General features: G+C 71.3%; 16 protein-coding genes. 6 read left to right on the plus strand and 10 right to left on the minus strand.

What is annotated here, in order from left to right:
* Nucleotides 1-12 precede the first annotated feature (12 nt).
* From OO63_RS17245 to hrcA, 4 genes are all read right to left on the minus strand, one after another.
* Nucleotides 13-762 carry a 16S rRNA (uracil(1498)-N(3))-methyltransferase gene (locus OO63_RS17245; protein ID WP_030357715.1) on the minus strand — a complete coding sequence of 250 codons (750 nt, stop codon included), beginning with the start codon at nt 760-762 and terminating at the stop codon, nt 13-15.
* Nucleotides 759-1832 (minus strand): nitronate monooxygenase, encoded by a 1074-nt coding sequence (locus OO63_RS17250; protein WP_030357716.1) that lies wholly within the window; start codon nt 1830-1832, stop codon nt 759-761. The genes OO63_RS17245 and OO63_RS17250 overlap by 4 nt, the downstream gene beginning before the upstream one ends.
* A gap of 288 nt (nt 1833-2120) precedes the next feature.
* The gene (gene dnaJ / locus OO63_RS17255; RefSeq protein WP_030357717.1) at nt 2121-3260 is read right to left on the minus strand and encodes a molecular chaperone DnaJ; all 1140 of its coding nucleotides are present in this window, start codon (nt 3258-3260) and stop codon (nt 2121-2123) included.
* Nucleotides 3261-4277, minus strand: coding sequence for a heat-inducible transcriptional repressor HrcA (hrcA, locus tag OO63_RS17260; RefSeq protein ID WP_030357718.1), 1017 nt, complete (start codon nt 4275-4277; stop codon nt 3261-3263).
* Between the two features lie 266 nt (nt 4278-4543).
* Here hrcA and OO63_RS17265 point away from each other — a divergent pair, with 266 nt between their 5' ends.
* Together OO63_RS17265 and OO63_RS17270 are read left to right on the plus strand one after the other, a co-directional pair.
* Complete coding sequence (locus tag OO63_RS17265) at nt 4544-5311, plus strand: MBL fold metallo-hydrolase (RefSeq protein ID WP_030357719.1); 768 nt, start codon at nt 4544-4546, stop codon at nt 5309-5311.
* Between the two features lie 23 nt (nt 5312-5334).
* Complete coding sequence (locus OO63_RS17270) at nt 5335-6153, plus strand: DUF3097 domain-containing protein (protein WP_030357720.1); 819 nt, start codon at nt 5335-5337, stop codon at nt 6151-6153.
* A gap of 112 nt (nt 6154-6265) precedes the next feature.
* Here the strand turns inward: OO63_RS17270 and hemW are convergent, their stop codons facing one another.
* Together hemW and OO63_RS17280 are read right to left on the minus strand one after the other, a co-directional pair.
* Entirely contained in the window at nt 6266-7498 is a 1233-nt protein-coding gene (gene hemW / locus OO63_RS17275; protein WP_030357721.1) for a radical SAM family heme chaperone HemW, read from the minus strand.
* A 156-nt stretch (nt 7499-7654) separates the two neighbouring features.
* A complete protein-coding gene (locus OO63_RS17280; RefSeq protein WP_234311108.1) occupies nt 7655-9514 on the minus strand; it encodes a SpoIIE family protein phosphatase in 1860 nt (619 codons plus the stop codon).
* Nucleotides 9515-10399: 885 nt separating this feature from the next.
* Here OO63_RS17280 and OO63_RS17285 point away from each other — a divergent pair.
* Both OO63_RS17285 and OO63_RS17290 read left to right on the plus strand, forming a co-directional pair.
* Nucleotides 10400-14626, plus strand: coding sequence for a HAMP domain-containing protein (locus tag OO63_RS17285; protein WP_078619193.1), 4227 nt, complete (start codon nt 10400-10402; stop codon nt 14624-14626).
* Nucleotides 14627-14639: 13 nt separating this feature from the next.
* On the plus strand, nt 14640-15224 hold the full coding sequence (locus OO63_RS17290; RefSeq protein WP_030357724.1) for a response regulator: 585 nt from the start codon (nt 14640-14642) through the stop codon (nt 15222-15224).
* Between the two features lie 109 nt (nt 15225-15333).
* Here OO63_RS17290 and OO63_RS17295 read toward each other — a convergent pair whose 3' ends face one another.
* Entirely contained in the window at nt 15334-17223 is a 1890-nt protein-coding gene (locus OO63_RS17295; protein WP_030357725.1) for an AMP-dependent synthetase/ligase, read from the minus strand.
* A gap of 333 nt (nt 17224-17556) precedes the next feature.
* Entirely contained in the window at nt 17557-19422 is a 1866-nt protein-coding gene (gene lepA / locus OO63_RS17300; protein WP_030357726.1) for a translation elongation factor 4, read from the minus strand.
* 201 nt (nt 19423-19623) lie between these two features.
* Between lepA and rpsT the strand changes: the two genes are divergently transcribed.
* On the plus strand, nt 19624-19884 hold the full coding sequence (gene rpsT, locus OO63_RS17305; RefSeq protein ID WP_030357727.1) for a 30S ribosomal protein S20: 261 nt from the start codon (nt 19624-19626) through the stop codon (nt 19882-19884).
* A gap of 376 nt (nt 19885-20260) precedes the next feature.
* Here the strand turns inward: rpsT and holA are convergent, their stop codons facing one another.
* Nucleotides 20261-21247, minus strand: coding sequence for a DNA polymerase III subunit delta (holA, locus tag OO63_RS17310; protein ID WP_031192820.1), 987 nt, complete (start codon nt 21245-21247; stop codon nt 20261-20263).
* Nucleotides 21248-21339: 92 nt separating this feature from the next.
* Between holA and OO63_RS17315 the strand changes: the two genes are divergently transcribed.
* Nucleotides 21340-21585: a hypothetical protein gene (locus OO63_RS17315; RefSeq protein ID WP_030357729.1), complete on the plus strand. Its 246-nt coding sequence runs from the start codon at nt 21340-21342 to the stop codon at nt 21583-21585.
* Between the two features lie 138 nt (nt 21586-21723).
* Here OO63_RS17315 and OO63_RS17320 read toward each other — a convergent pair whose 3' ends face one another.
* Nucleotides 21724-22605, minus strand: coding sequence for a YceI family protein (locus OO63_RS17320; protein WP_030357730.1), 882 nt, complete (start codon nt 22603-22605; stop codon nt 21724-21726).
* Nucleotides 22606-22813 lie beyond the last annotated feature (208 nt).

Below are 22813 nucleotides of genomic sequence, written 5' to 3' on the forward strand. Positions count from 1 at the left end.
TTCGGGCGGGATTCAGGACCAGCGTCCGGTCCGGCCGAGGAGGAGGGCGGTCGCCGCGGTGCCCGCGGTCGACGTGCGCAACACGCTACGCCCGAGCCGGCAGGGCTTGGCACCCGCCTGCGCGAACGCCGCGAGTTCGTCCGGGGAGACGCCGCCCTCGGGGCCGACGACGAGCACGATGTGGCCGGTCGTGGGCAGGGCGGCGGTGGCCAGCGGTTCGCTGCTCTCCTCGTGCAGGACCGCGGCGAGGTCCGCGTCCGCGAGGAGCGCCGCGACCTGCTTGGTCGTGGCGAGCTCCGCGACCTCGGGGAAGCGCACGCGGCGCGACTGCTTGCCCGCCTCGCGTGCCGTCGCCCGCCACTTGCCGAGCGCCTTCTGGCCGCGCTCGCCCTTCCACTGCGTGATGCAGCGGGACGCGGCCCAGGGCACGACGGCGTCCACGCCGGTCTCCGTCATGGTCTCCACGGCCAGCTCGCCCCGGTCGCCCTTGGGCAGCGCCTGTACGACGGTGATCCGGGGCGTCTGCGCGTCCTCCTCGCGTACGCCGTCGGCGTCCAGGGACACCGTCAGGCGGTCCTTGCCCTCGGTGTCCGCGACGACGCCGTGCGCCCAGCGTCCGGCGCCGTCGGTGAGGACGACGTCCTCGCCCGCGTGCAGCCGCTTCACGGACACCGCGTGCCGCCCCTCGGGGCCTTCCAGGACGTACGCGCCGCCCGGGGCCGCGCCCCGGAAGTCCTCGACGACGAAGACCGGCGCCGTCACACCGCACCCCGCGCGGCGAACGTGGCCTTCGCCTCTTCGAGCTCGGCGACCAGGACCTCCATCAGCTCGCCCGCGGGCAGCGCCCGCGCCAGGCGGTGGCCCTGGCCCGCCCACAGCGCCATGGCCTGCGGGTCCCCGGCCTTCGCCGCGGCCTTGCGGAGCCCGGCCGTCAGATAGTGCACCTGCGGGTACGCGGCCGGGGCGTACGGGCCGTGCTCGCGCATGAAGCGGTTGACCAGGCCGCGCGCGGGGCGGCCCGAGAACGCGCGGGTCAGCTCGGTGTGCCCGAACAGCGGGTTCGTCATGGCCTGCTTGTGCAGCGGCTGCGCGCCCGACTCGGGCGTGACCAGGAACGCCGTGCCGAGCTGGGCGAAGTCCGCGCCCGCGGCGAGGACCGCGGCGATCTGGCCGCCGCGCATCAGGCCGCCCGCGGCGATCACGGGCAGCTGCACCGTCTCCCTGACCTGCGCGATCAGGCTGAGCAGGCCGATGCCGGAGCCGTCCGCCTCCGGGTTGTCGCGGTGCGTGCCCTGGTGGCCGCCCGCCTCGATGCCCTGGACGCAGACGGCGTCGGCGGCCGCCCGCTGGGCCGCGCGGGCCTCCTCGGGCGTGGTGACGGTGACGACCGTGCGGGTGCCGACGCGGTCGAAGGCCTGGACGACCTCCCGGGTGGGGCAGCCGAACGTGAACGACACCAGCGGCACCGGGTCGTCGAGCAGGATCGCGAGCTTCGCGTCGTAGCCGTCGTCGCGCTTGCCGTCGGTGTCGCCGAGCTGCGTCTCGTACCAGGTGGCCTCGCCCGCTAGCTGATTGCGGTACACCTCGACGGCTGCGGGGTCGGCATACTCCGGCTGCGGCATGAACAGGTTCACCCCGAACGGCCGCGCCGTCAGGCTCCTGACCTGCTTGATCTCCTGGTACATCCCGTCGGCGGTTTTGTACCCGGCGGCCAGGCAGCCGAGCCCCCCGGCCTCAGCGACAGCCGCCACCAGCTGCGGGGTCGAGCCACCGCCCGCCATCGGGGCCTGCACGATCGGATAGCGACAGAGATCGGTGAACGCGGAGGACATACCGGCATCGTGCCACGTCTGGCGGGGGCGCCTTGTCCGGGGTCCACGTGCGGCCCCGTCCTGCCTCCCGTCCCGCCGCTCCGCGGCGGATGCCTCCCACCCACCCACCCGTGATCCCGCACCGGGGCGGAGGAAGGACCCGTCCCACCTCTGTGGGCAGCTGGTCCGCCCAGAGGGCGGAACGGGTGGGCACAGCCCAGTACGACGGCACCATGACGACAAGGGAGGGGCACAAGTCGGCCCGGGGTGGGCGTGGATTTCCACGCCCACCCCGGGCCGCTCAAGGCGCTACCGCCCGTTGAACGCATCCTTCAGGCGGGAGAACAGGCCCTGCTGCCCCGGCTGGAACTGCCCCGTGGGCCGCTCCTCGCCCCGCAGCTGCGCGAGCTCCCGCAGCAACCGCTCCTGCTCGGGATCGAGCTTGGACGGCGTGAGCACCTCGACGTGCACGATGAGGTCGCCGCGCCCGCCGCCGCGCAGGTGGGTGACGCCCCGCCCGTGCAGGGGGATCGACTGGCCGGACTGCGTGCCGGGCCGGATGTCGACCTCCTCCATGCCGTCGAGCGTCTCCAGCGGCACCTTCGTGCCGAGCGCCGCCGCCGTCATCGGCAGTGTGACGGTGCAGTGCAGATCGTCGCCGCGCCGCTGGAACACGGCGTGCGGCAGCTCGTGGATCTCGACGTAGAGGTCACCGGCGGGGCCGCCGCCGGGGCCGACCTCGCCCTCGCCCGCGAGCTGGATCCGGGTGCCGTTGTCGACACCGGCGGGGATCTTCACGGTGAGCGTGCGCCGGGAGCGGATGCGCCCGTCGCCCGCACACTCGGGGCACGGCGTCGGCACGACGGTCCCGAAGCCCTGGCACTGCGGGCAGGGCCGCGAGGTCATGACCTGGCCGAGGAAGGACCGCGTGACCTGCGACACCTCACCGCGACCGCGGCACATGTCACAGGTCTGCGCGGAGGTACCGGGCGCGGCACCTTCGCCGGAACACGTCGTACAGACGACGGCCGTGTCGACCTGGATGTCCTTCGTGGTGCCGAAGGCCGCCTCTTCGAGGTCGATCTCCAGGCGGATCATGGCGTCCTGCCCGCGCCGGGTGCGCGAACGCGGCCCGCGCTGCGACGCCGTGCCGAAGAACGCGTCCATGATGTCGGAGAAGTTGCCGAAGCCACCCGCTCCGAAGCCGCCCGCGCCACCGGCGCCGCCGGCCTGGGACAGCGGGTCCCCGCCGAGGTCGTAGACCTGCTTCTTCTGCGGGTCCGACAACACCTCGTACGCGGCGTTGATCTCCTTGAAGCGCTCTTGCGTCTTCGGGTCAGGGTTGACGTCCGGGTGCAGCTCGCGAGCGAGCCGCCGGAAGGCCTTCTTGATGTCGTCCTGGGAAGCGTCGCGGCGCACGCCTAGTACGGCGTAGTAGTCCGTGGCCACTTACGACTCCGCCAGGATCTGTCCGACGTAACGTGCCACTGCGCGTACTGCTCCCATCGTTCCCGGATAGTCCATGCGGGTCGGTCCGACCACGCCCAGCTTGGCCACTGCCTCGCTCCCCGAACCGTAGCCGACGGAGACCACCGACGTGGAGCTGAGCCCCTCGTGGGCGTTCTCGTGCCCGATCTTGACGGTCATGCCCGAATCCGTCGCCTCACCAAGCAACTTGAGGAGGACGACCTGCTCCTCGAGTGCCTCAAGGACGGGCCTGATGGTGAGGGGAAAGTCATGTCCGAAGCGGGTGAGATTGGCGGTGCCGCCGATCATCAGCCGCTCCTCGGTCTCCTCCACCAGCGTTTCCAGGAGGGTGGAGAGGACGGTCGTCACCGTGCCCCGGTCGTCCTTGTCGAAGGATTCGGCCAGGTCCTGCACCAGTTGCGGCACGTCCGAGAAGCGGCGGCCCGCGACCCGGCTGTTGAGCCGCGCCCGCAGATCCGCGAGCGACGTCTCACCGAACGGCGCCGGGCAGTCGATCATGCGCTGCTCGACCCGCCCGGTGTCGGTGATGAGGACCAGCATCAGGCGGGCCGGAGCCAGCGAGAGCAGTTCCACGTGCCGCACCGTGGAGCGGGTCAGCGACGGATACTGCACCACCGCGACCTGCCGGGTCAGCTGCGCGAGCAGCCGCACCGTGCGCCCGACGACGTCGTCCAGGTCGACCGCGCCGTCCAGGAAGTGATGGATCGCGCGCCGCTCCGGCGCCGTCATCGGCTTGACGCCTGCGAGCCGGTCCACGAACAGGCGGTACCCCTTGTCGGTCGGGATCCGCCCGGCGCTGGTGTGCGGCTGGGCGATGAACCCTTCCTCCTCGAGCGCGGCCATGTCGTTGCGGACCGTCGCCGGGGAGACGCCGAGGTGGTGGCGTTCGGTGAGCGCCTTGGAGCCGACCGGCTCCTCCGTGCCCACGTAGTCGTGGACGATGGCGCGCAGCACTTCCAGCCTGCGTTCACTGAGCATCGCGCACCTCCAGCTGCCGTCCCTCGCCCCGAGCCCCCGGTGGTGGCCCCTCACCCTGGCACTCACCCCGGGCGAGTGCCAGCCTTCACCGAGTCAGTGTACGGCCGGTGGGTACAGGCCCGGCAAGGGCCGACCCCGTTGTCATGCCGACGGGTGCCGCCCATGTCCTGCCTTGTCACGCCGACGGACACCCTGGCCACCTTCCCTGCCGTCCCGAGGGCGCCCCCGTCCTGCCCCCGCGCCCCGTCGGCGCTAGCGTCACCCTCATGGATACGGCCACGACCACGCCCTCCCCCGCCTCCGCCCCGGCCTGGGAGGACGCGGGCTGGGAACGGCTCGCCGCGCGCGTGGGGCGGTGCAGGCTGCCCGTGTGGGACTGCACGGCCGGGCTCGTCGTCGGCACCGGCGCCGCCCTCATGATCGAGGCCGGGTCCAGCCTGCGCGAGGGCTCCCGGCTGCGCGCCGACGCCCGGCGGCTGCTCGGCGACGGCCGCCGTGTGACCCATCTCGCGCTCACCCACCCGCACTTCGACCACGTCCTCGGTGCGGCGGCGTTCGCGGGCGTCGAGGTGTTCGGCGCCGTCGGCCTCGACACCGTCCTCGACCACGACCGCGAGGGGCTGCGCGCCGACGCCGTCGCCCAGGGCCTCGACCCGGCCGCCGCCGACGAGGCCGCCGACCTCCTCGTCCAGCCCCGCCACCTGGTGTGCGGGGAGTGGACCCTCGACCTCGGCGGCCTCCAGGTGCTGCTCGCCAACGTCGGCCCCGGGCACACCGGCCACGACCTCGCCGTCCTCGTGCCGGGCGGCCCCGGCGAGCCCGAGGTGGTCTTCTGCGGCGACCTCGTCGAGGAGTCCGGCGAACCGCAGGCCGGCCCGGACGCGGCGCCCCGGCACTGGCCCGCCGCCCTCGACCGGCTCCTCGACCTGGGCGGCGAGGACGCGGTGTACGTGCCGGGGCACGGGGCCGTCGTGGACGCCGCCTTCGTACGCCGCCAACGCGACGACCTTGCCCGGCGGTTCGGTGTCGCCTGACGGCATGCCATAACGTCTGGCCCATGCGCAGCTACCGCCCGGACCTGACCCCGCCCTGGAAGAAGCCGGCCGCCGTCCCCGAGGTGCCCGCCGAGGCCGACCTGGTCGTGGAGGAGGTCACCACGGGCTTCTGCGGCGCGGTGATCCGCTGCGAGAAGACGGCCGAGGGGCCGACGGTGACCCTGGAGGACCGCTTCGGCAAGCACCGCGTGTTCCCGATGGCGCCACGCGGCTTCCTCCTGGAGGGCCGGGTCGTCACCCTGGTCCGCCCGACGGCCGCCGCCGCACCCCGCAAGCCCGCACGCACCGCATCCGGTTCGCTGGCCGTGCCGGGCGCGCGGGCGCGCGTGGCCCGTGCCGGGCGCATCTACGTCGAGGGGCGGCACGACGCCGAGCTGGTCGAGAAGGTCTGGGGCGACGACCTGCGCATCGAGGGCGTCGTCGTCGAGTACCTGGAAGGCATCGACGACCTGCCCGCGATCGTCGACGCGTTCGCCCCCGACGCGGACGCCCGCCTCGGTATCCTCGTCGACCACTTGGTCCCCGGCTCCAAGGAGTCCCGCATCGCCGCGGCCGTCAGCAGCGACCACGCGCTGATCGTCGGCCACCCCTACATCGACGTGTGGGAGGCCGTGAAGCCGTCGTCGGTGGGCATCACGGCCTGGCCCCGCGTCCCCCACGGCCAGGACTGGAAGAAGGGCGTGTGCCGCGCCCTGGGCTGGCCGGACAACACGGGCGCGGCGTGGCAGCACATCCTGGGCAAGGTCCACACGTACAAGGACCTGGAGCCAGCGCTGCTGGGAAGGGTCGAGGAGCTGATCGATTTCGTGACGGCGCCGTAGGCCCAGGGCCCCTCCCAGGTACCGGACGAGCCCATTTCAGCCCGTCCGGCGCTTGAGGACGAGGCGCGAAGCGCCGAAAGGGGGGCAAGGGGCGCAGCCCCATACGGAACGCTCAGTCGACAAGGTCCCGCACGACGGCGTCGGCAAGCAACCGCCCCCGCAGGGTAAGCACGGCCCGCCCCCGCACGAAGGGCCCACCCTCCAGCAACCCATCAGCCAACGCCCGCCGCGCAGAGGCAAGCCCCGCCTCCTTCAGGAGGGACAACGGGCACCCCTCAAGCAGCCGCAGCTCAAGCAGCACCCGCTCGACCCGCCGATCCTCGTCCGACAGGACCTCCCGCCCGGCCCCGGGCGACCGACCCCCCGCGAGCGCGGCGGCATACGCACCGGGATGCTTCACGTTCCACCACCGCACACCCCCCACATGGCTGTGGGCCCCCGGCCCGGCCCCCCACCAGTCGGCGCCCCGCCAGTACAACTCGTTGTGCAGGCACCGCCCGGCCTCGGAGGTGGCCCAGTTCGACACCTCGTACCAGTCGAACCCGGCGCCCCCGAGAACCTCCTCGGCGATGAGATAGCGATCCGCGTGCACGTCGTCGTCGGTCATGGGCACCTCCCCGCGCCGGATCCGCCGGGCGAGCTGCGTGCCCTCCTCGACGATCAGCGCGTACGCCGAGACATGGTCGGGCCCGGCGCCGATGGCCGCGTCGAGGGAGGCCCGCCAGTCGTCGTCGGTCTCCCCGGGGGTGCCGTAGATGAGGTCGAGGTTGACGTGCTCGAAGCCCGCGGCGCGCGCCTCGGCGACGCAGGCCTCGGGCCGCCCGGGGGTGTGCGTGCGGTCGAGGACCTTCAGGACGTGCTGCCTGGCGCTCTGCATGCCGAAGGAGACCCGGTTGAAGCCGCCCTCGCGCAGGGCGCTCAGATAGGCGGGGTCGACGGACTCCGGGTTGGCCTCCGTGGTGATCTCCGCGTCGTCGGCGAGGCCGAACTCGTCGCGTACGGCGGCGAGCATCCGTACGAGATCGTCGGCGGCGAGCAGCGTGGGCGTACCGCCGCCGACGAACACGGTCCGCACGGGGCGCGGGTCGTCGCCGAGGACCTTGCGGGCGAGGCGGACCTCGTCGATCAGGGTGTCGGCGTAGTTGTCGCGGGAGGCGAGGACGCCGCCGCTGCCGCGCAGCTCGGTGGCGGTGTAGGTGTTGAAGTCGCAGTAGCCGCAGCGGGTCGCGCAGTACGGCACGTGCAGGTAGAACCCGAGGGGCCGCTCACCCGCTCCGAGCAGGGCGGAGGCGGGCAGCGCCCCGTCCTCGGGCATGGGCTCACCATCGGGCAGTACGGAAGGCATACCTTCCATTGTCCCGGACGCGCCGGGGTTCCCGGCCAATCGCCGGAGGGGCTGGATTTTCCAGCCCCTCCGGCGATTGAGGAGCGGGGTCTGGGGCGGAGCCCCAGTTTCGGTGAAGGGGTGGGCCTGGGGCGCCCCGCGCAGGCCCCCGCCCCTTCACTCCGCCTTGAGCACCAGCAACGCCAGATCATCGTCCGGCGGCCGCTGCGAGAACTCGTGGACGAGCCGCCTGATCCGCTCGGCGACGAGCCCCGCGTCGAGGCCCGCGCAGCCCGCGAGGGCCTTGGCGAGCCCGTCACCGTCGTCGAAGAGGTGCAGCCCGGAGCGCCGCTCCGTGACCCCGTCGGTGACGCACAGCAGCGTGTCGCCGGTGCGCAGCTCGAAGGTGGTGCTGGTGTACGTCTCGTCGTCGACGACACCGAGCAGCATCTGCGGCGCGGCGACGGGCCGCACCTGCCCGTCGGCCCCGAGCACCAGCGGCAGCGGATGCCCTGCGCACGCCAAGGTGCACCGCACGCCGTTCTCGTGGGGCACCAGCTCGCCGTAGAGGAGGGACAGGAAGCGGGAGGTGGGGCCGTCGGTGGGCTCGTCCTGGCCGCCGGCGAGGGCGAGGACGGCCGCGGCGGCGTCGGCGGCCTCCGTGGCGTCGTCGAGGAGGAGCTGGTTGAGGCGGTCGAGGACCTCCGCGACCTGGTAGCCCTCGCGGGCGAGGAGCCGCAGCCAGGGCCGGGCGAGCCCGATGACGACGGCCGCCTCGGGCCCCTTGCCCTGGACGTCGCCGAGGGCGAAGCACCAGCGGCCGCGCCCGGCGGGGAACACGTCGTAGAAGTCGCCGCCGGGCCCGCCCTGCTCCCGGGGCTCGTACACGACGCTGCTCTCCACGCCGGGGATGTCCGCGACGGCGCTGGGCAGCAGGCCGCGCTGGAGGACCTGGCTGATGGTGGCCTGGCGCTGGTAGCGGCGGGCGGCGCTGATGGCGAGGGCGACGCGGCGGCTGAAGTCCTCGACGAGCCCGTTGGCCTCGTCCGGGAAGCGCGCGAGGCCGGCCCGTCCGATCACCAGGGTGCCGAGCTTCCGGCCGCCCGCCACCAGGCGGTACGCCAGCGCGGCGCCGCCCGATTCGCCGCCGCCGAGGGCGTCCCCGGGCCACAGCACGGCCACCGCGCCGGATCCCACTGCCTCGGTCAGCCGCGGCGGCTCCTTCTCCAGGAGCCTCCGCAGCTCCTCTATGCGCTGTTCGCTGGTGTGCCAGACGCGCGCGAGGCGGGTGCCGGGGGCGCGCCCGTCGAGGGTGCGCCCGGGGCCCTCGGCCTCGTCGTCGAGCCAGACCGCGCACCAGTCCGCGAGGCGGGGGACGAGCAGTTGCCCGGCGAGGGCCGCGACCAGGTTCTCGTCGAACTGCCCGGCGAGCAGGTCGGAGGCCTCGGCGAGGAAGGAGAGGGCGCCGCGGTTGATCCACTCGGTGTCGTGGCCGGTTCTTCTGGGCAGCGGCGCGAGGATCTCGGCGGCGCACAGGCCGCGCTGCAGGACCTGTTCACCGGCGTACGTCTCGATCTCCGGGACGAGCGGGAGCCCCTCAACAGGCACGGCAGGCACGGCAGGCAGCCGGGCCCAGACGGTCTTGGTGCCGGAGCGGTAGGTGATGCCCCAGGACTCGGAGAGGGCGGCGACGAGTTGCAGACCGCGGCCGTACTCGGGGGTGCCGGGCTGCGGGGCGCGGGGCTCGCTGCGCACCGCGCGCGCCGGGTGGTGGTCGGACACCTCGACGACCAGGGCGTCGGTGCTCTCGCCGGGGGCGCCCTCGTCGAAGCGGCACAGGACGTCGACGGCGGTGCCCGCGTGCACGACGGCGTTCGTCACCAACTCGCTGACCAGCAGCACGGAGTCGTCGGCGAGCCGCTCGGTGATGCCGGTGGCGGCGGGCGTCCCGAACTCGGTCCAGTCGGCGAGCGCCGCCCGGACGAACCGGCGGGCCGCGGCGGGCGCCAGCGGGTTTCCGGGCAGGGACGTGCGCATCACGGCCAGTGGCCCAGGGCGCGCCGCGGGCTGGGCGGAAGCACGAAAAGTAGTCTCCCGTTGCATCGGAATGGCCCCCACAGTGCGGCTCCTGAGCAGTTCGGACGAATACGCCTCAGGCGACACGGACAGAGTGACAGACTGACTGGGCCCATAAGCACCGAGTTACCGAAGTGGGCCACCATGAGTGAGAACAGTGCTACGCCCGCGCTCGGACGCGGTCAGATTCCGTCATCTGCCGATACGGGCAGCCCTGCGCGGATTTCGGCCCCGGGTGCCGCGGCGGCCCCCGGCCCAACGCTCCCACCGGCCGTCGCGGATCCGGGTGGCCGATTCCGGCCCCGGGCGGCGGCGGTGGCGTCCGGCGAGAACCGGCCAGCCGACGCGGGCGCCACCGGCCGCGGCCCGGCGCCCTCGCACCCGACGCTCCCTGACCCTCTGTCACCGTCAACTGTCCCTGCCGTAGCGGGACTTGACACCCCGAAAGGTCTTGGATCGACCCCCTCGGGCACCCCGCGCGCATCCGCTTCATCGGCGCTCGACGCCTTGCTCACGCCCCCGGTGCCGCAGTGCGCCCACTCGGTTTCCGCGGCCGAGCAGCACCCAGGGCGCTCGGTCCGCGCCAAGATCCCGTCCCCGTCCCGGGAGCCCTCCGCGCCTCGGGAGCCCTCCCGGTCCGGGGCGGGGTCCGCGTCCGGGGCGGCGTCCGGGCCCGCGCCCGAGTCGGCGTCCGGGGAGCCGCTCCCGGCCCCGGCCAGGAGGTCACCCAAACGCCCGCCCAAGTCCACCCGCACGCCGGACCAGGGCCCTCACTCCGTCCCGGACGCGGCCCCCGGCGACCCGTCGGGCGAGTCCGCCGCCGATCTGCGCGTCCTGCTCGCCGCCATGCGGGCCGCCCGCGACGGCAACTTCACCAAGGCCCCGCACACCAGTTCGGGCCTGGTCGCCGAGCTGGTCACGGTCTTCAACGAACTGGTGGACCGCTCCACCCACTTCGACGGCGAACTCCTGCGCGTACGCCGGGAGATGGTCCGGCACGGCCGCCTCGACACCCGGTTCACGGCGAGCCCGGGGCAGGGCAGCTGGGCCACTCGGATCATCGAGGTGAACTCGCTCCTGGACTCCCTGGTCGCGCCCGCCACGAACGCGACCCGGGTCCTGAACGCTGTCGCGGGCGGCGACCTCACCCAGCGCGTCGACCTGCACGACGGGTCCCGGGAGCTGCGCGGCGACCTGCGCCGCCTCGGGCGCGCCGTCAACACGATGGTCGACCAGCTCTCACTCTTCACGGGCGAAGTGACGCGGGTGGCCCGCGAGGTCGGCACCGAGGGGCGGCTCGGCGGGCGCGCCAAGGTCCGCGGCCTGTCCGGGAGCTGGCGCGACGTGACGGAGGCCGTCAACACGATGGCGTCCCGCCTCACCGCCCAGGTGCGCGACATCGCCCTGGTCACCACGGCCGTCGCGCAGGGCGACCTGACGCGCACGGTCACCGTCGAGGCCACCGGTGAGCTCCTCGAACTGAAGCTCACCGTCAACACGATGGTCGAACAGCTCTCCGCGTTCGCGGCCGAGGTGACGCGTGTCGCCCGCGAGGTCGGCACGGAGGGGCGGCTCGGCGGGCGCGCGCAGGCCCGGGGCGTGTCGGGGGTGTGGAAGGACCTCACCGACAACGTCAACTTCATGGCGTCGAACCTCACCTCCCAGGTCCGCAACATCGCCCAGGTCACCACCGCCGTCGCCAACGGCGACCTGAGCCAGAAGATCACCGTGGACGCGCGCGGCGAGATCCTGGAGCTCAAGGACACCGTCAACACGATGGTCGACCAGCTCTCCGCGTTCGCCGACGAGGTGACGAGGGTCGCCCGCGAGGTCGGCACCGAGGGAAACCTCGGCGGGCGCGCCCACGTGCGCGGCGTCTCGGGGGTCTGGAAGGACCTCACCGACAACGTCAACTTCATGGCGGACAACCTCACTTCGCAGGTCCGCAACATCGCCCTGGTGTCGACGGCCGTCGCCCAGGGCGATCTGTCGAAGAAGATCACCGTGGAGGCCAAGGGCGAGATCCTGGAGCTGAAGTCGACGATCAACACGATGGTCGACCAGCTCTCGGCGTTCGCCGACGAGGTCACCCGCGTCGCCCGCGAGGTCGGCACCGAGGGCAACCTCGGCGGTCAGGCGCAGGTGCGGGGCGTCAGCGGCGTCTGGAAGGAGCTGACGGACAACGTCAACTTCATGGCGTCGAACCTCACCTCCCAGGTCCGCAACATCGCCCAGGTCACCACCGCCGTCGCCAACGGCGACCTGTCCAAGATGATCACGGTGACGGCGCGCGGCGAGATCCTGGAGCTCAAGGACACCGTCAACACGATGGTGGAGCAGCTGCGCGCCTTCGCCGCCGAAGTGACCCGCGTGGCCCGTGAGGTCGGCACCGACGGCCGCCTCGGCGGCCGCGCCCAGGTGCTCGGCGTGTCGGGCGTGTGGAAGGACCTCACCGACAACGTCAACTACATGGCGGACAACCTGACCGGGCAGGTCCGCAACATCGCGCAGGTCGCGACCGCCGTCGCCCAGGGCGACCTGTCGAAGAAGATCGACGTGGACGCGCGCGGCGAGATCCTGGAGCTGAAGACCACCATCAACACCATGGTGGACACGCTGTCGTCGTTCTCCTCGGAGGTCACGCGCGTGGCCCGCGAGGTCGGCTCGGAGGGCCAGCTCGGCGGCCAGGCCCGCGTCGAGGGCGTGTACGGCACCTGGAAGCGCCTCACCACCAACGTGAACGAGCTCGCCCTGAACCTGACCACCCAGGTGCGCGCGATCGCCGAGGTCGCGTCGGCCGTGGCGCAGGGCGACATGTCCCGCTCCATCACCGTCGAGCCCCGGGGCGAGGTCGCCGAGCTGAAGGACAACATCAACCTGATGGTGTCCAACCTGCGCGAGACCACCCGCGCCAAGGACTGGTTGGAGTCCAACCTCGCCCGCCTCGCCGGCCTGATGCAGGGCCACCGGGACCTGATGGAGGTCGCCGACCTGATCCTGCGCGAGCTGACACCGCTGGTGAACGCCGGGTACGGCGCGTTCTTCCTGGCCGACCCGGACGCAGACGGCACCGTGCCGCTGCAGACCGCGCCCGCCAAGGGCCTCGCCTTCATCGCCGGTTACGGCTCCGCGCAGGGCAGCGCCACCGAGGAGGAGGGCTTCCTCGTCGACACCGGCGGCATGCCCGCGCACGGCCTGGTGCGCCAGGCCGCACTGGAGAAGAAGCGCATCCTCCTCGACGAGGTCCCGCCCGACTACATCAAGATCCACTCGGGGCTCGGGGACGCCTCACCGGCCAGCGTCGTCATCATCCCGATCCTCTTCGAGGACAAGCTGCTCGGCGTCATCGAGCTGGCCACGTTCTCCCGCTTCTCCGACGTCCACCTGGCGTTCTTCGACCAGTTCGTGAACACCATCGGCGTCGCCATCAACACCATCATCGCCAACTCCCGCACCGAGTCACTGCTCAGCGAGTCCCAGCGGCTCGCCACCCAGCTCCAGGAGCGCTCCGACGAACTCCAGCGCCAGCAGGCCGAGCTGCGCCGCTCCAACGCCGAGCTGGAAGAGAAGGCGGCCCTGCTCGCCACGTCCTCGCAGTACAAGTCGGAGTTCCTCGCGAACATGTCGCACGAGCTGCGCACCCCGCTGAACTCCCTGCTGATCCTCGCCCGGCTGCTCTCCGACAACCCCGACAGCCATCTCTCCGACCAGGAGGTGCAGTTCGCGACCACCATCCACCGCTCAGGATCCGACCTGCTCCAGCTCATCAACGACATCCTCGACCTGTCGAAGATCGAGGCGGGCCGCATGGACGTACGCCCCAAGAAGCTCCCGCTGATCAAGGTCCTGGACTATGTGCACGCCACGTTCCGGCCGCTCACCCTCGACCGGGGCCTCGCCTTCGACGTGACGGTCGGCCACGACGTGCCGCGGGAGATGTTCTCCGACGAGCAGCGGCTCCAGCAGATCCTGCGCAACCTCCTCTCGAACGCGGTCAAGTTCACCGCGAACGGCCGCGTCGAGCTGCGCGTGCAGCACGTCACGCACTCCCCCGACCCGCTGCTGAGCGACCGCGGCGACCTGATCAGCTTCTCCGTCCAGGACACCGGCATCGGCATCCCGCCCGAACAACTCCCGGTGATCTTCGAGGCGTTCCAGCAGGTCGACGGCACCACCAACCGCAAGTACGGCGGCACCGGCCTCGGCCTGTCCATCAGCCGCGAGATCGCCGGTCTGCTCGGCGGCCGCATCACCGCCGAGAGCAGGCCCGGCGAGGGCTCCACCTTCACGCTGTACGTGCCCGTGGTGCACCCCGGCCACGGCGCGGCGGCCGCGGCGTACGCCTCCGCGCGCACCACGCCCGCCCCGGTCCCGCACGACGAGACCGCCTCGACCGCGCACACCCTGCCGGAGACCGACGAGAACTGGCCGGCGCCGACCAAGCTGGAGGTGTGGAAGGAGGGGCGTGCGGGCCGGATACTGCCGGGCCGCCGGGTGCTCATCGTCGACGACGACATCCGCAACGTCTTCGCCCTGACCCATGTCCTCAGCCGCGTGGGCCTGGTCGTGCTCTACGCCGAGAACGGCCGCGAGGGCATCGAGACCCTGGAGCGCAACCCCGACACCGACCTGATCCTGATGGACATCATGATGCCGGAGATGGACGGGTACGAGACCATCGCGGCCATCCGCCGCACCCCCCGCTGGACCGGTCTGCCGATCGTCGCCCTCACCGCGAAGGCGATGCCCGGCGACCGCGAGAAGGCCATCTCGCAGGGCGCCACCGACTACGTACCGAAGCCGGTGGACGTGGACCAACTGCTCATGGCCGTGTGCACGCTCCTGGACCCCGAGGGTGCCTCGTTCTACAAGCAGGCCGACGCGGCCCTGGAAGACTCCGCCCCTGAGCCGCCGGCGCCACCCGCGGCCGACCTGGCAGCAGCCGACCGCGTCGGCCCCGTCGATCTCGTCGCCCCCATCGACCAGGTCGACCTCGTTGAACCCACCGATTCCGTTGACTCGGAGCGACCCGGCAGGCGGGGGGAGCCTGCCGGGCCGCCCACGACTGAGTGAGGCACTTGTCACCATGAGCACAGAGGCGCCGACCGACAACCGCGCCAGCATCCTCCTGGTCGACGACATGGAGGACAACCTGATGGCCCTGGAGGCGGTCCTGGGCTCCCTCAACGAGCCGCTCGTGCGGGCCCGTTCCGGGGAGGAGGCGATGAAGGCGCTGCTGCGGCAGCGGTTCGCCGTGATCCTCCTGGACGTGCGGATGCCGGGCATGGACGGCTTCGAGACGGCGTCCAACATCAAGCGCCTCGACCAGACGAAGGACGTGCCCATCATCTTCCTGACGGGCACGGACAACGACGCGGGCTACGCCTTCCGCGGCTACGCGACCGGCGCGGCGGACTACCTCACCAAGCCCTTCGACCCCTGGGTGCTGCGCGCCAAGGTCACGGTCTTCCTCGAACTGCACCGCAAGAACCAGCAGTTGGAGCACATGCTGGCGCGCGAGCAGGTGCAGTTCGACGAACTGTCCGCACGGCTGTCCGCGATCGAGCGACATATGGCGGCCAGCAGCCTGACCGACGTACTGGAACTGCGCCACCACGTGGCGCACATGGAGGAACTGCTGCGGGAGATGCGGCGCGTGCGGGGCACGTGAGCGCTGCGGAGCACGTGATTGCCGCAGGGCACGTGAGCGCCGCGGGGCGCGCGAGCACAGGGGCCCCGCCCGTGTGCGCGTTCACCGCCCCGCGCGCGCCCGCGTGCGCTCAGGCCTCGCGCGAGCCCGCGTACATCTCCTCGATCAGCGCCTTGTACTCGCGCTCCACGACCGGCCGCTTCAGCTTCAGGCTCGGCGTCAGCTCGCCGTGCTCGACGTCGAGGTCACGAGGGAGCAGCTTGAACTTCTTGACGGTCTGCCAGCGCTGCAGGCCGTCGTTGAGCTGCTTCACGTACCCCTCGATGAGCGTGACCGTCGCCGGGGCCGCGATCACCTCGGCGTAGGACTTGCCGCCGAGGCCGTTCTCCTCGGCCCAGCCCAGGATCGACGGCTCGTCGAGGGCGATGAGCGCGGTGCAGAAGTTCCGGTCGGCGCCGTGCACGAGGATGTTGGAGACATACGGGCACACGGCCTTGAACTGGCCCTCGACCTCGGCGGGCGCGATGTACTTGCCGCCGGAGGTCTTGATCAGGTCCTTCTTGCGGTCGGTGATCCGCAGATAGCCGTCGGGGGACAGCTCCCCGATGTCGCCGGTGTGGAACCAGCCGTCGGACTCCAGGACCTCGGCCGTCTTGTCGGGCTGGCCGTGGTAGCCCTCCATCACGCCGGGGCTGCGCAGCAGGATCTCGCCGTCGTCCGCGATCCGCACCTCGGTGCCAGGCAGCGGCTTGCCGACGGTCCCGGTGCGGTACGCCTCGCCGGGGTTCACGAAGGACGCCGCGGAGGTCTCGGTGAGGCCGTAGCCCTCCAGGATGTGGATGCCCGCGCCCGCGAAGAAGTACCCGATCTCGGGCGCGAGCGCCGCCGACCCGGACACCGCGGCCCGCAGCCGGCCGCCGAAGGCCTCCCGCAGCTTGCTGTAGACGAGCTTGTCGGCGACCGAGTGCTTGGCGCCGAGCCCGAACGGCACCGAGGCCACCCCGGTCCTGCGGAAGTTGTCCTGGCTGGTCTTCGCGTACTCCCTGGCGACCTCCGCCGCCCACTGGAAGATCTTGTACTTCGCACCGCCGCCGGCCCGCGCCTTGGCCGCGACGCCGTTGTAGACCTTCTCGAAGATGCGCGGCACGGCGGCCATGTACGTCGGCTGCACCACCGGCAGATTCTCGATGATCTTGTCCACGCGGCCGTCCACAGCGGTGACGTGGCCGAGCTCGATCTGGCCGCTGGTCAGCACCTTGCCGAAGACGTGCGCGAGCGGCAGCCACAGGTACTGCACGTCCTCGGACGTGAGCAGCCCCGTCGCCGCGATGGCCTTCGCCATGTACGACCAGTTGTCCTGCGGCAGCCGCACGCCCTTGGGACGGCCCGTGGTCCCCGACGTATAGATGATGGTCGCGAGGTGATCGGACCTGATCGCGTCGATGCGCTCCTTGACCGCCTGCGGGTTCTTCTCCAGATAGGCGGCGCCCCGGGCCTCCAGATCGGCCAGCGTGAGCACCCAGCCCTCGGGGTCGTCCGCCACCGCCTCGACACCGGCGGGGTCGAACACCACCACGTGCTTCAGCTCGGGCAGGTTCGCCCGCTGCGCCCGCGCCTTCGCCAGCTGCTCGACGTCGTCCGCGATCAGGACGCGGCTGCCGGAGTCACCGAGGATGAACGCGGACTCCTCGGCGTTGGTCTGCGGATACACCGTCGTCGTGGCCGCTCCCGCGCACAGGATGGCGAGGTCGGCGAGGATCCACTCGACGCGGGTCGCGGAGGCGAGCGCCACCCGGTCCTCGGGGTTCAGGCCCAGGTCGACCAGGCCCGCCGCGATCGCGAAGACCCGCTCGGAGGCCTCCGCCCAGCTCAGCGCCCGCCACTCGTCGGGCCCCTCCCCCGACGCCGCCGGGACGGGATAGCGGTAGGCCTCGGCGTCGGGTGTGTCCGCCACCCGTTCCAGGAAGAGGTGCGCCACCGAAGGCGGACGGTTCTCGATCAAGGTCTGTGTGTCGCTCACGACATCCTCCGGGCCCGCGACGGTGCGTCCTGACGGTGCGTTTCTACTAGCTACATGACTGCGGTCGCTGCGCTCCCGTGCCTCTCCGGGCACTTGTTTAACTTGCGAGTAACCTACGAGCAGTGATCAGAGTAAAGGCCGGACGCCATGTGCGTAAGGGGCTGCCGCCTGTCACTTCCTACAGGTTCCGCCTCACCGCGCATCCACCCGCCGAGTGAGGCCGAGACGCGCCGAGACGCGAGGAGCGCCTGCCGCGTGAGGGCGGAACGCGAGGAGCGCCCACCCGGTCACCGGGCAGGCGCTCCTCACCACACGTCCGGACCGCGCCGGGGGCTACTTCTTCTTGCCGGAGCCCTCGTCGCTGGACAGCACCGCGATGAAGGCCTCCTGCGGGACCTCCACGGAGCCGACCATCTTCATCCGCTTCTTGCCTTCCTTCTGCTTCTCGAGCAGCTTCCGCTTACGCGAGATGTCACCGCCGTAGCACTTGGCGAGGACGTCCTTGCGGATGGCGCGGATGGTCTCACGGGCGATGACCCGGGAGCCGATCGCGGCCTGCACCGGCACCTCGAACGCCTGCCGCGGGATCAGCTCGCGCAGCTTGGCGACGAGCCGCACACCGTACGCGTACGCCGCGTCCTTGTGCGTGATCGCCGAGAACGCGTCGACCTTGTCGCCGTGCAGCAGGATGTCGACCTTGACGAGCTGCGCGGACTGCTCGCCCGTGGGCTCGTAGTCCAGTGAGGCGTACCCGCGCGTCTTGGACTTCAGCTGGTCGAAGAAGTCGAAGACGATCTCCGCGAGCGGCAGCGTGTACCGGATCTCGACGCGGTCCTCGGACAGGTAGTCCATGCCGAGCAGCGTGCCGCGCCGGTTCTGGCACAGCTCCATGATCGAGCCGATGAACTCCGACGGGGCGAGGATGGTCGCCCGCACGACGGGCTCGTACACCTCGTCGATCTTGCCCTCGGGGAACTCGCTCGGGTTGGTGACGACGTGCTCGGTGCCGTCCTCCATGATCACGCGGTAGACCACGTTCGGCGCGGTGGCGATCAGGTCGAGCCCGAACTCGCGCTCCAGGCGCTCCCGGATCACATCCAGGTGCAGGAGGCCGAGGAAGCCGACGCGGAAGCCGAAGCCGAGCGCCGCGGACGTCTCCGGCTCGTACACCAGCGCGGCGTCGTTGAGCTGCAGCTTGTCCAGGGCGTCGCGCAGCTCCGGGTAGTCCGAGCCGTCCAGCGGATAGAGCCCGGAGAAGACCATCGGCTTGGGGTCCTTGTAGCCGCCGAGCGGCTCCGTGGCGCCCTTGTGCAGGGAGGTGATCGTGTCACCGACCTTGGACTGGCGGACGTCCTTCACACCGGTGATCAGATAGCCCACCTCGCCCACGCCGAGGCCGTCGGCGGCGAGCATCTCGGGCGAGTTCGTCCCGATCTCCAGGAGCTCGTGCGTGGCGCCCGTCGACATCATCCGGATCCGCTCACGCTTGTTGAGCTGGCCGTCGACGACTCGTACGTACGTCACCACGCCCCGGTACGAGTCGTACACCGAGTCGAAGATCATCGCGCGGGCGGGCGCGTCCTTGACGCCGACCGGCGGCGGGACCTCGGCGACGACCTTGTCGAGCAGCGCCTCCACGCCGAGCCCGGTCTTCGCGGAGACCTTGAGCACGTCGTCCGGGTCGCAGCCGATGAGGTTGGCCAGCTCCTCGGAGAACTTCTCGGGCTGGGCCGCCGGCAGGTCGATCTTGTTGAGCACCGGAACGATCTTGAGGTCGTTCTCCATCGCCAGATACAGGTTGGCGAGGGTCTGCGCCTCGATGCCCTGGGCCGCGTCGACCAGGAGGACCGTGCCCTCGCAGGCCGCGAGCGAACGGGAGACCTCATAGGTGAAGTCCACGTGGCCGGGGGTGTCGATCATGTTCAGGATGTGCGTCTTGCCCTCGTCGAGGCCCTCCGTGGGGGCCCAGGGCAGACGCACGGCCTGGGACTTGATCGTGATTCCGCGCTCGCGCTCGATGTCCATCCGGTCGAGGTACTGGGCGCGCATCTGCCGCTGCTCGACCACGCCGGTCAGCTGCAGCATGCGGTCGGCGAGCGTGGACTTGCCGTGGTCGATGTGCGCGATGATGCAGAAATTGCGGATCAGAGCCGGGTCGGTACGGCTCGGCGCGGGCACATTCTTAGGGGTCGCGGGCACGCAGGGTCCTGTCTCTTGAGGCGCCTTATGCCTCGGGTCGGATCGATACGTAGCCTCCATCGTCCCACGGGTGGGCCGTGAGGATCGGTTTGGGCCGGTCGCAGGGCGGCTGGTAACGTGGGCAGCTGTGTCTCTCAGCCCTCTCGCCGGGTGGCACATGTCAGAGAAATCAGCAGTACCTGAACCTGAGAAGGCTCTTTCGTGGCGAACATCAAGTCCCAGATCAAGCGGAACAAGACCAACGAGAAGGCGCGCCAGCGCAACAAGGCCGTCAAGTCCTCGCTGAAGACCGCGATCCGCAAGGCCCGCGAGGCCGTTGCCTCCGGTGACACCCAGAAGGCGACCGAGCTGACCCGCGAGGCTTCGCGCCAGCTCGACAAGGCCGTCTCCAAGGGCGTCATCCACAAGAACCAGGCCGCCAACAAGAAGTCGGCGCTTGCTTCGAAGGCCGCGTCCCTCTAAGGCCGACCAGTGATGTAACCGCCGGGAGGACCAGAGCGGGCCCTCTCTCATCCGCTCCCGACCGGCACCCCGATCCACACGCGGCCTGCGTTCGCCACGCGGGTGTGGATCTTGAAGAGCTTGAGCTTGACCAGAAGCCCCGCGCGCTGCCCTTCCCCAGGGTGGCGGGCGGGGCTTTTCGGGTTCGCGGGGCTTTTCGGGTTTTTGGGGTGGGCTGAGTCCGGGGTCCGCCGAGGTTTCGCGGTCCGGGGTCCGGGGCGGAGCCCCAGTTTCGGGAAGGGGCGGGATCGGGGAAGAAAAATCCCGCCGCAACGGCGAGCAACCGCAAACAACCGCCCTCGGCGGTGCCAACCCACCCCGCCCCCCGGAGGGCCCCCTACCCCCGGCGAAGCCGAGCCGCCCGAGCAACGGCGACGACAGCCTTCTCCAAGGCGTACGCAGGATCATCCCCGCCCCCCTTGACACCCGCGTCAGCCTCCGCACAGGCCCGCAGAGCCACAGCAACCCCGTCCGGCGTCCACCCCCGCATCTGCTGCCGCACCCGATCGATCTTCCACGGCGGCATCCCCAGCTCCCGAGCAAGATCAGCGGGCCGCCCCCCGCGCGCGGAGGACAGCTTCCCGATGGCCCGCACCCCCTGCGCCAACGCCGAAGTGATCATCACGGGCGCGACCCCGGTCGCGAGGGACCACCGCAACGCCTCCAGGGCCTCCGCGGCCCTCCCCTCCACGGCCCGGTCGGCCACGGTGAAGCTGGACGCCTCCGCCCGCCCCGTGTAGTACCGCCCGACGACCGCCTCGTCGATCGTGCCCTCGACATCCGCGACGAGCTGCGCCGCGGCGGACGCCAGCTCCCGCAGATCGCTGCCGATGGAGTCGACCAGGGCCTGGCACGCCTCGGGCGTCGCCGACCGCCCGAGCGCCCGGAACTCACCGCGCACGAAGGACAGCCGGTCCGCGGCCTTGGTCATCTTCGGGCAGGCCACCTCCCGCGCCCCCACCTTGCGCGCGGCGTCGAGCAGCCCCTTGCCCTTGGCGCCGCCCGCGTGCAGCAGCACCAGGGTGATCTCCTCGACGGGCGCCCCCAGATACCCCTTCACGTCCTTGACCGTGTCCGCCGACAGGTCCTGCGCATTGCGTACGACGACGACCTTGCGCTCGGCGAACAGCGACGGGCTGGTCAGTTCGGCGAGCGTGCCGGGCCCCAGCTGGTCGGGCGTGAGGTCACGGACATCGGTGTCGGCGTCCGCGGCCCGCGCGGCGGCGACGACCTCCTGCACGGCGCGGTCGAGCAGCAGGTCCTCCTGCCCCACGGCGACCGTGACAGGAGCGAGCGGATTGTCGTTTGCGTTCTTCCTGGCCATCGCGGTCAAGCATCCCACGCACCACTGACAGCTCCGGCCGACGCGGCACCCTGCGGGCACGGCCCGACATCGCCGTATCGGAGAATGGGCAGGTGACCGACGTACGACATGTCCTGGTGCTGCCCGACCGCGACGCCGCCGAGCAACTCGCCGAAGAGCTCCCCGACCGCTTCGGCGTCCCCGACGAACCCCAGCTCGTCCGGGACGCGCTGGCCGGCGAGGACGACGCGGAGGACGCCCAGTGGCTGGTGGTCGTCGAGGACCCCGAGAGCCGCCTCGACCCGAAGGAACTGGACGCGCTGGCAGCCGAGTTCGAGGGCTGGCTGGAGGCACCCTAGGTCCGGGCCGGACCAGGACAGGTCCGACGGGTCGGCGCGGCGGAGCCCGAAGCGGCGGAGCCCGAAGCGGCGGAGCCAGGGCTCAAGCCTGGGGACGAGCCAGGGCTCAAGCCTGGGGACGGAGCGGCGAACCGAGGCTCAAGCCTTGGGCAGGACCTGGATGTCCAGCTCGATGGTGATGCTGGCGCCGACCGCCGCGATCCCCCGGGCGAGCATCGTCTGCCACGTGATCGTGAAGTCGTCGCGGTGCAGCTCCGTCGTCGCCCGGCACGCGGCCCGCGTCTCCCCTTCCAGGCCGTGCCCGACGCCCAGGTACTCCGTCTCCAGGGTGACCGTCCGCGTCACGCCGTGCAGCGACAGCGCGCCCGTGATCGCCCAGCGCGCACCGCCCTTGTGCACGAACTTGTCGCTGTAGAACTCCATCGTCGGGAACCGCGCCACGTCCAGGAAGTCACCCGACCGCAGATGGTCGTCGCGCATCTTCACGGCCGTGTCGATGGAGGACGCGTCGATCACGACGTGCATCGCGGAGTCCTCCATCCGCTCGGCCAGACGGATCGCCCCCGCGAACGTGTTGAACCGGCCGTGGATCCGCGCGAGCCCGATGTGCCGCGCCGTGAAGGCGATCGAGGAGTGCATCGGGTCGATGTCCCAGTCCCCGGACTCCGGCAGCCCCGGGAGCTGCGCGATCTGCAGCGTCACGTCCCCCATCGACGCGTGCGCGCCGTCGCCCACCGTGACGTTCGCCCGGTACGGCGTGAACCCCTCCGCCGCCACCGCGAGCCGGTACTCCCCCGCCGGAACAGTCGCCACGAACGACCCGAACGGATCCGTCCCACCACTGACGATCTTGCGGCCCATGGTGTCGCTGACCGAGAGCTCCGCGTGCCGCACCGCCTCGTTGACAGGGTCGAGCACCCGACAACTGAGCACCCCCGCACCGGTCGGCACCGTCATCGCCGACAGCGGCCCGGACCGCCCGCCCCGGCCCCAACGGTTTCCCAGCCAACGGCCGAACACTGCGACACACCCCGCACACCTTGACAACACCTGCAACGGAAAAGCATTCGATCACCGTTGCGGCATTCGATGCAAACGCAACCACTTCAACAGGAACATTGCGGAATTAGCCGGAGCGCCAGTGCTGTCCCACTGACCCCAATTAACAGTTCCGCCCCACTTCGCCTACCCCTCCCTCCGCTCTCCCTCCCCCCCCACCCTCCCCCCC

Source organism: Streptomyces alboflavus (assembly GCF_000716675.1).
Lineage (GTDB): Bacteria > Actinomycetota > Actinomycetes > Streptomycetales > Streptomycetaceae > Streptomyces > Streptomyces alboflavus.

Excerpts from the sequence above, each read along its gene's own strand:
- hrcA (WP_030357718.1), bottom strand. The coding sequence starts at position 4,277 with ATGCTCAGTGAACGCAGGCTGGAAGTGCTGCGCGCCATCGTCCACGAC.
- OO63_RS17280 (WP_234311108.1), bottom strand. The coding sequence starts at position 9,514 with ATGCGCACGTCCCTGCCCGGAAACCCGCTGGCGCCCGCCGCGGCCCGC.
- OO63_RS17285 (WP_078619193.1), top strand. The coding sequence starts at position 10,400 with ATGCGGGCCGCCCGCGACGGCAACTTCACCAAGGCCCCGCACACCAGT.
- holA (WP_031192820.1), bottom strand. The coding sequence starts at position 21,247 with ATGGCCAGGAAGAACGCAAACGACAATCCGCTCGCTCCTGTCACGGTC.
- OO63_RS17250 (WP_030357716.1), bottom strand. The coding sequence starts at position 1,832 with ATGTCCTCCGCGTTCACCGATCTCTGTCGCTATCCGATCGTGCAGGCC.
- hemW (WP_030357721.1), bottom strand. The coding sequence starts at position 7,498 with ATGCCTTCCGTACTGCCCGATGGTGAGCCCATGCCCGAGGACGGGGCG.
- OO63_RS17265 (WP_030357719.1), top strand. The coding sequence starts at position 4,544 with ATGGATACGGCCACGACCACGCCCTCCCCCGCCTCCGCCCCGGCCTGG.
- OO63_RS17270 (WP_030357720.1), top strand. The coding sequence starts at position 5,335 with ATGCGCAGCTACCGCCCGGACCTGACCCCGCCCTGGAAGAAGCCGGCC.
- OO63_RS17290 (WP_030357724.1), top strand. The coding sequence starts at position 14,640 with ATGAGCACAGAGGCGCCGACCGACAACCGCGCCAGCATCCTCCTGGTC.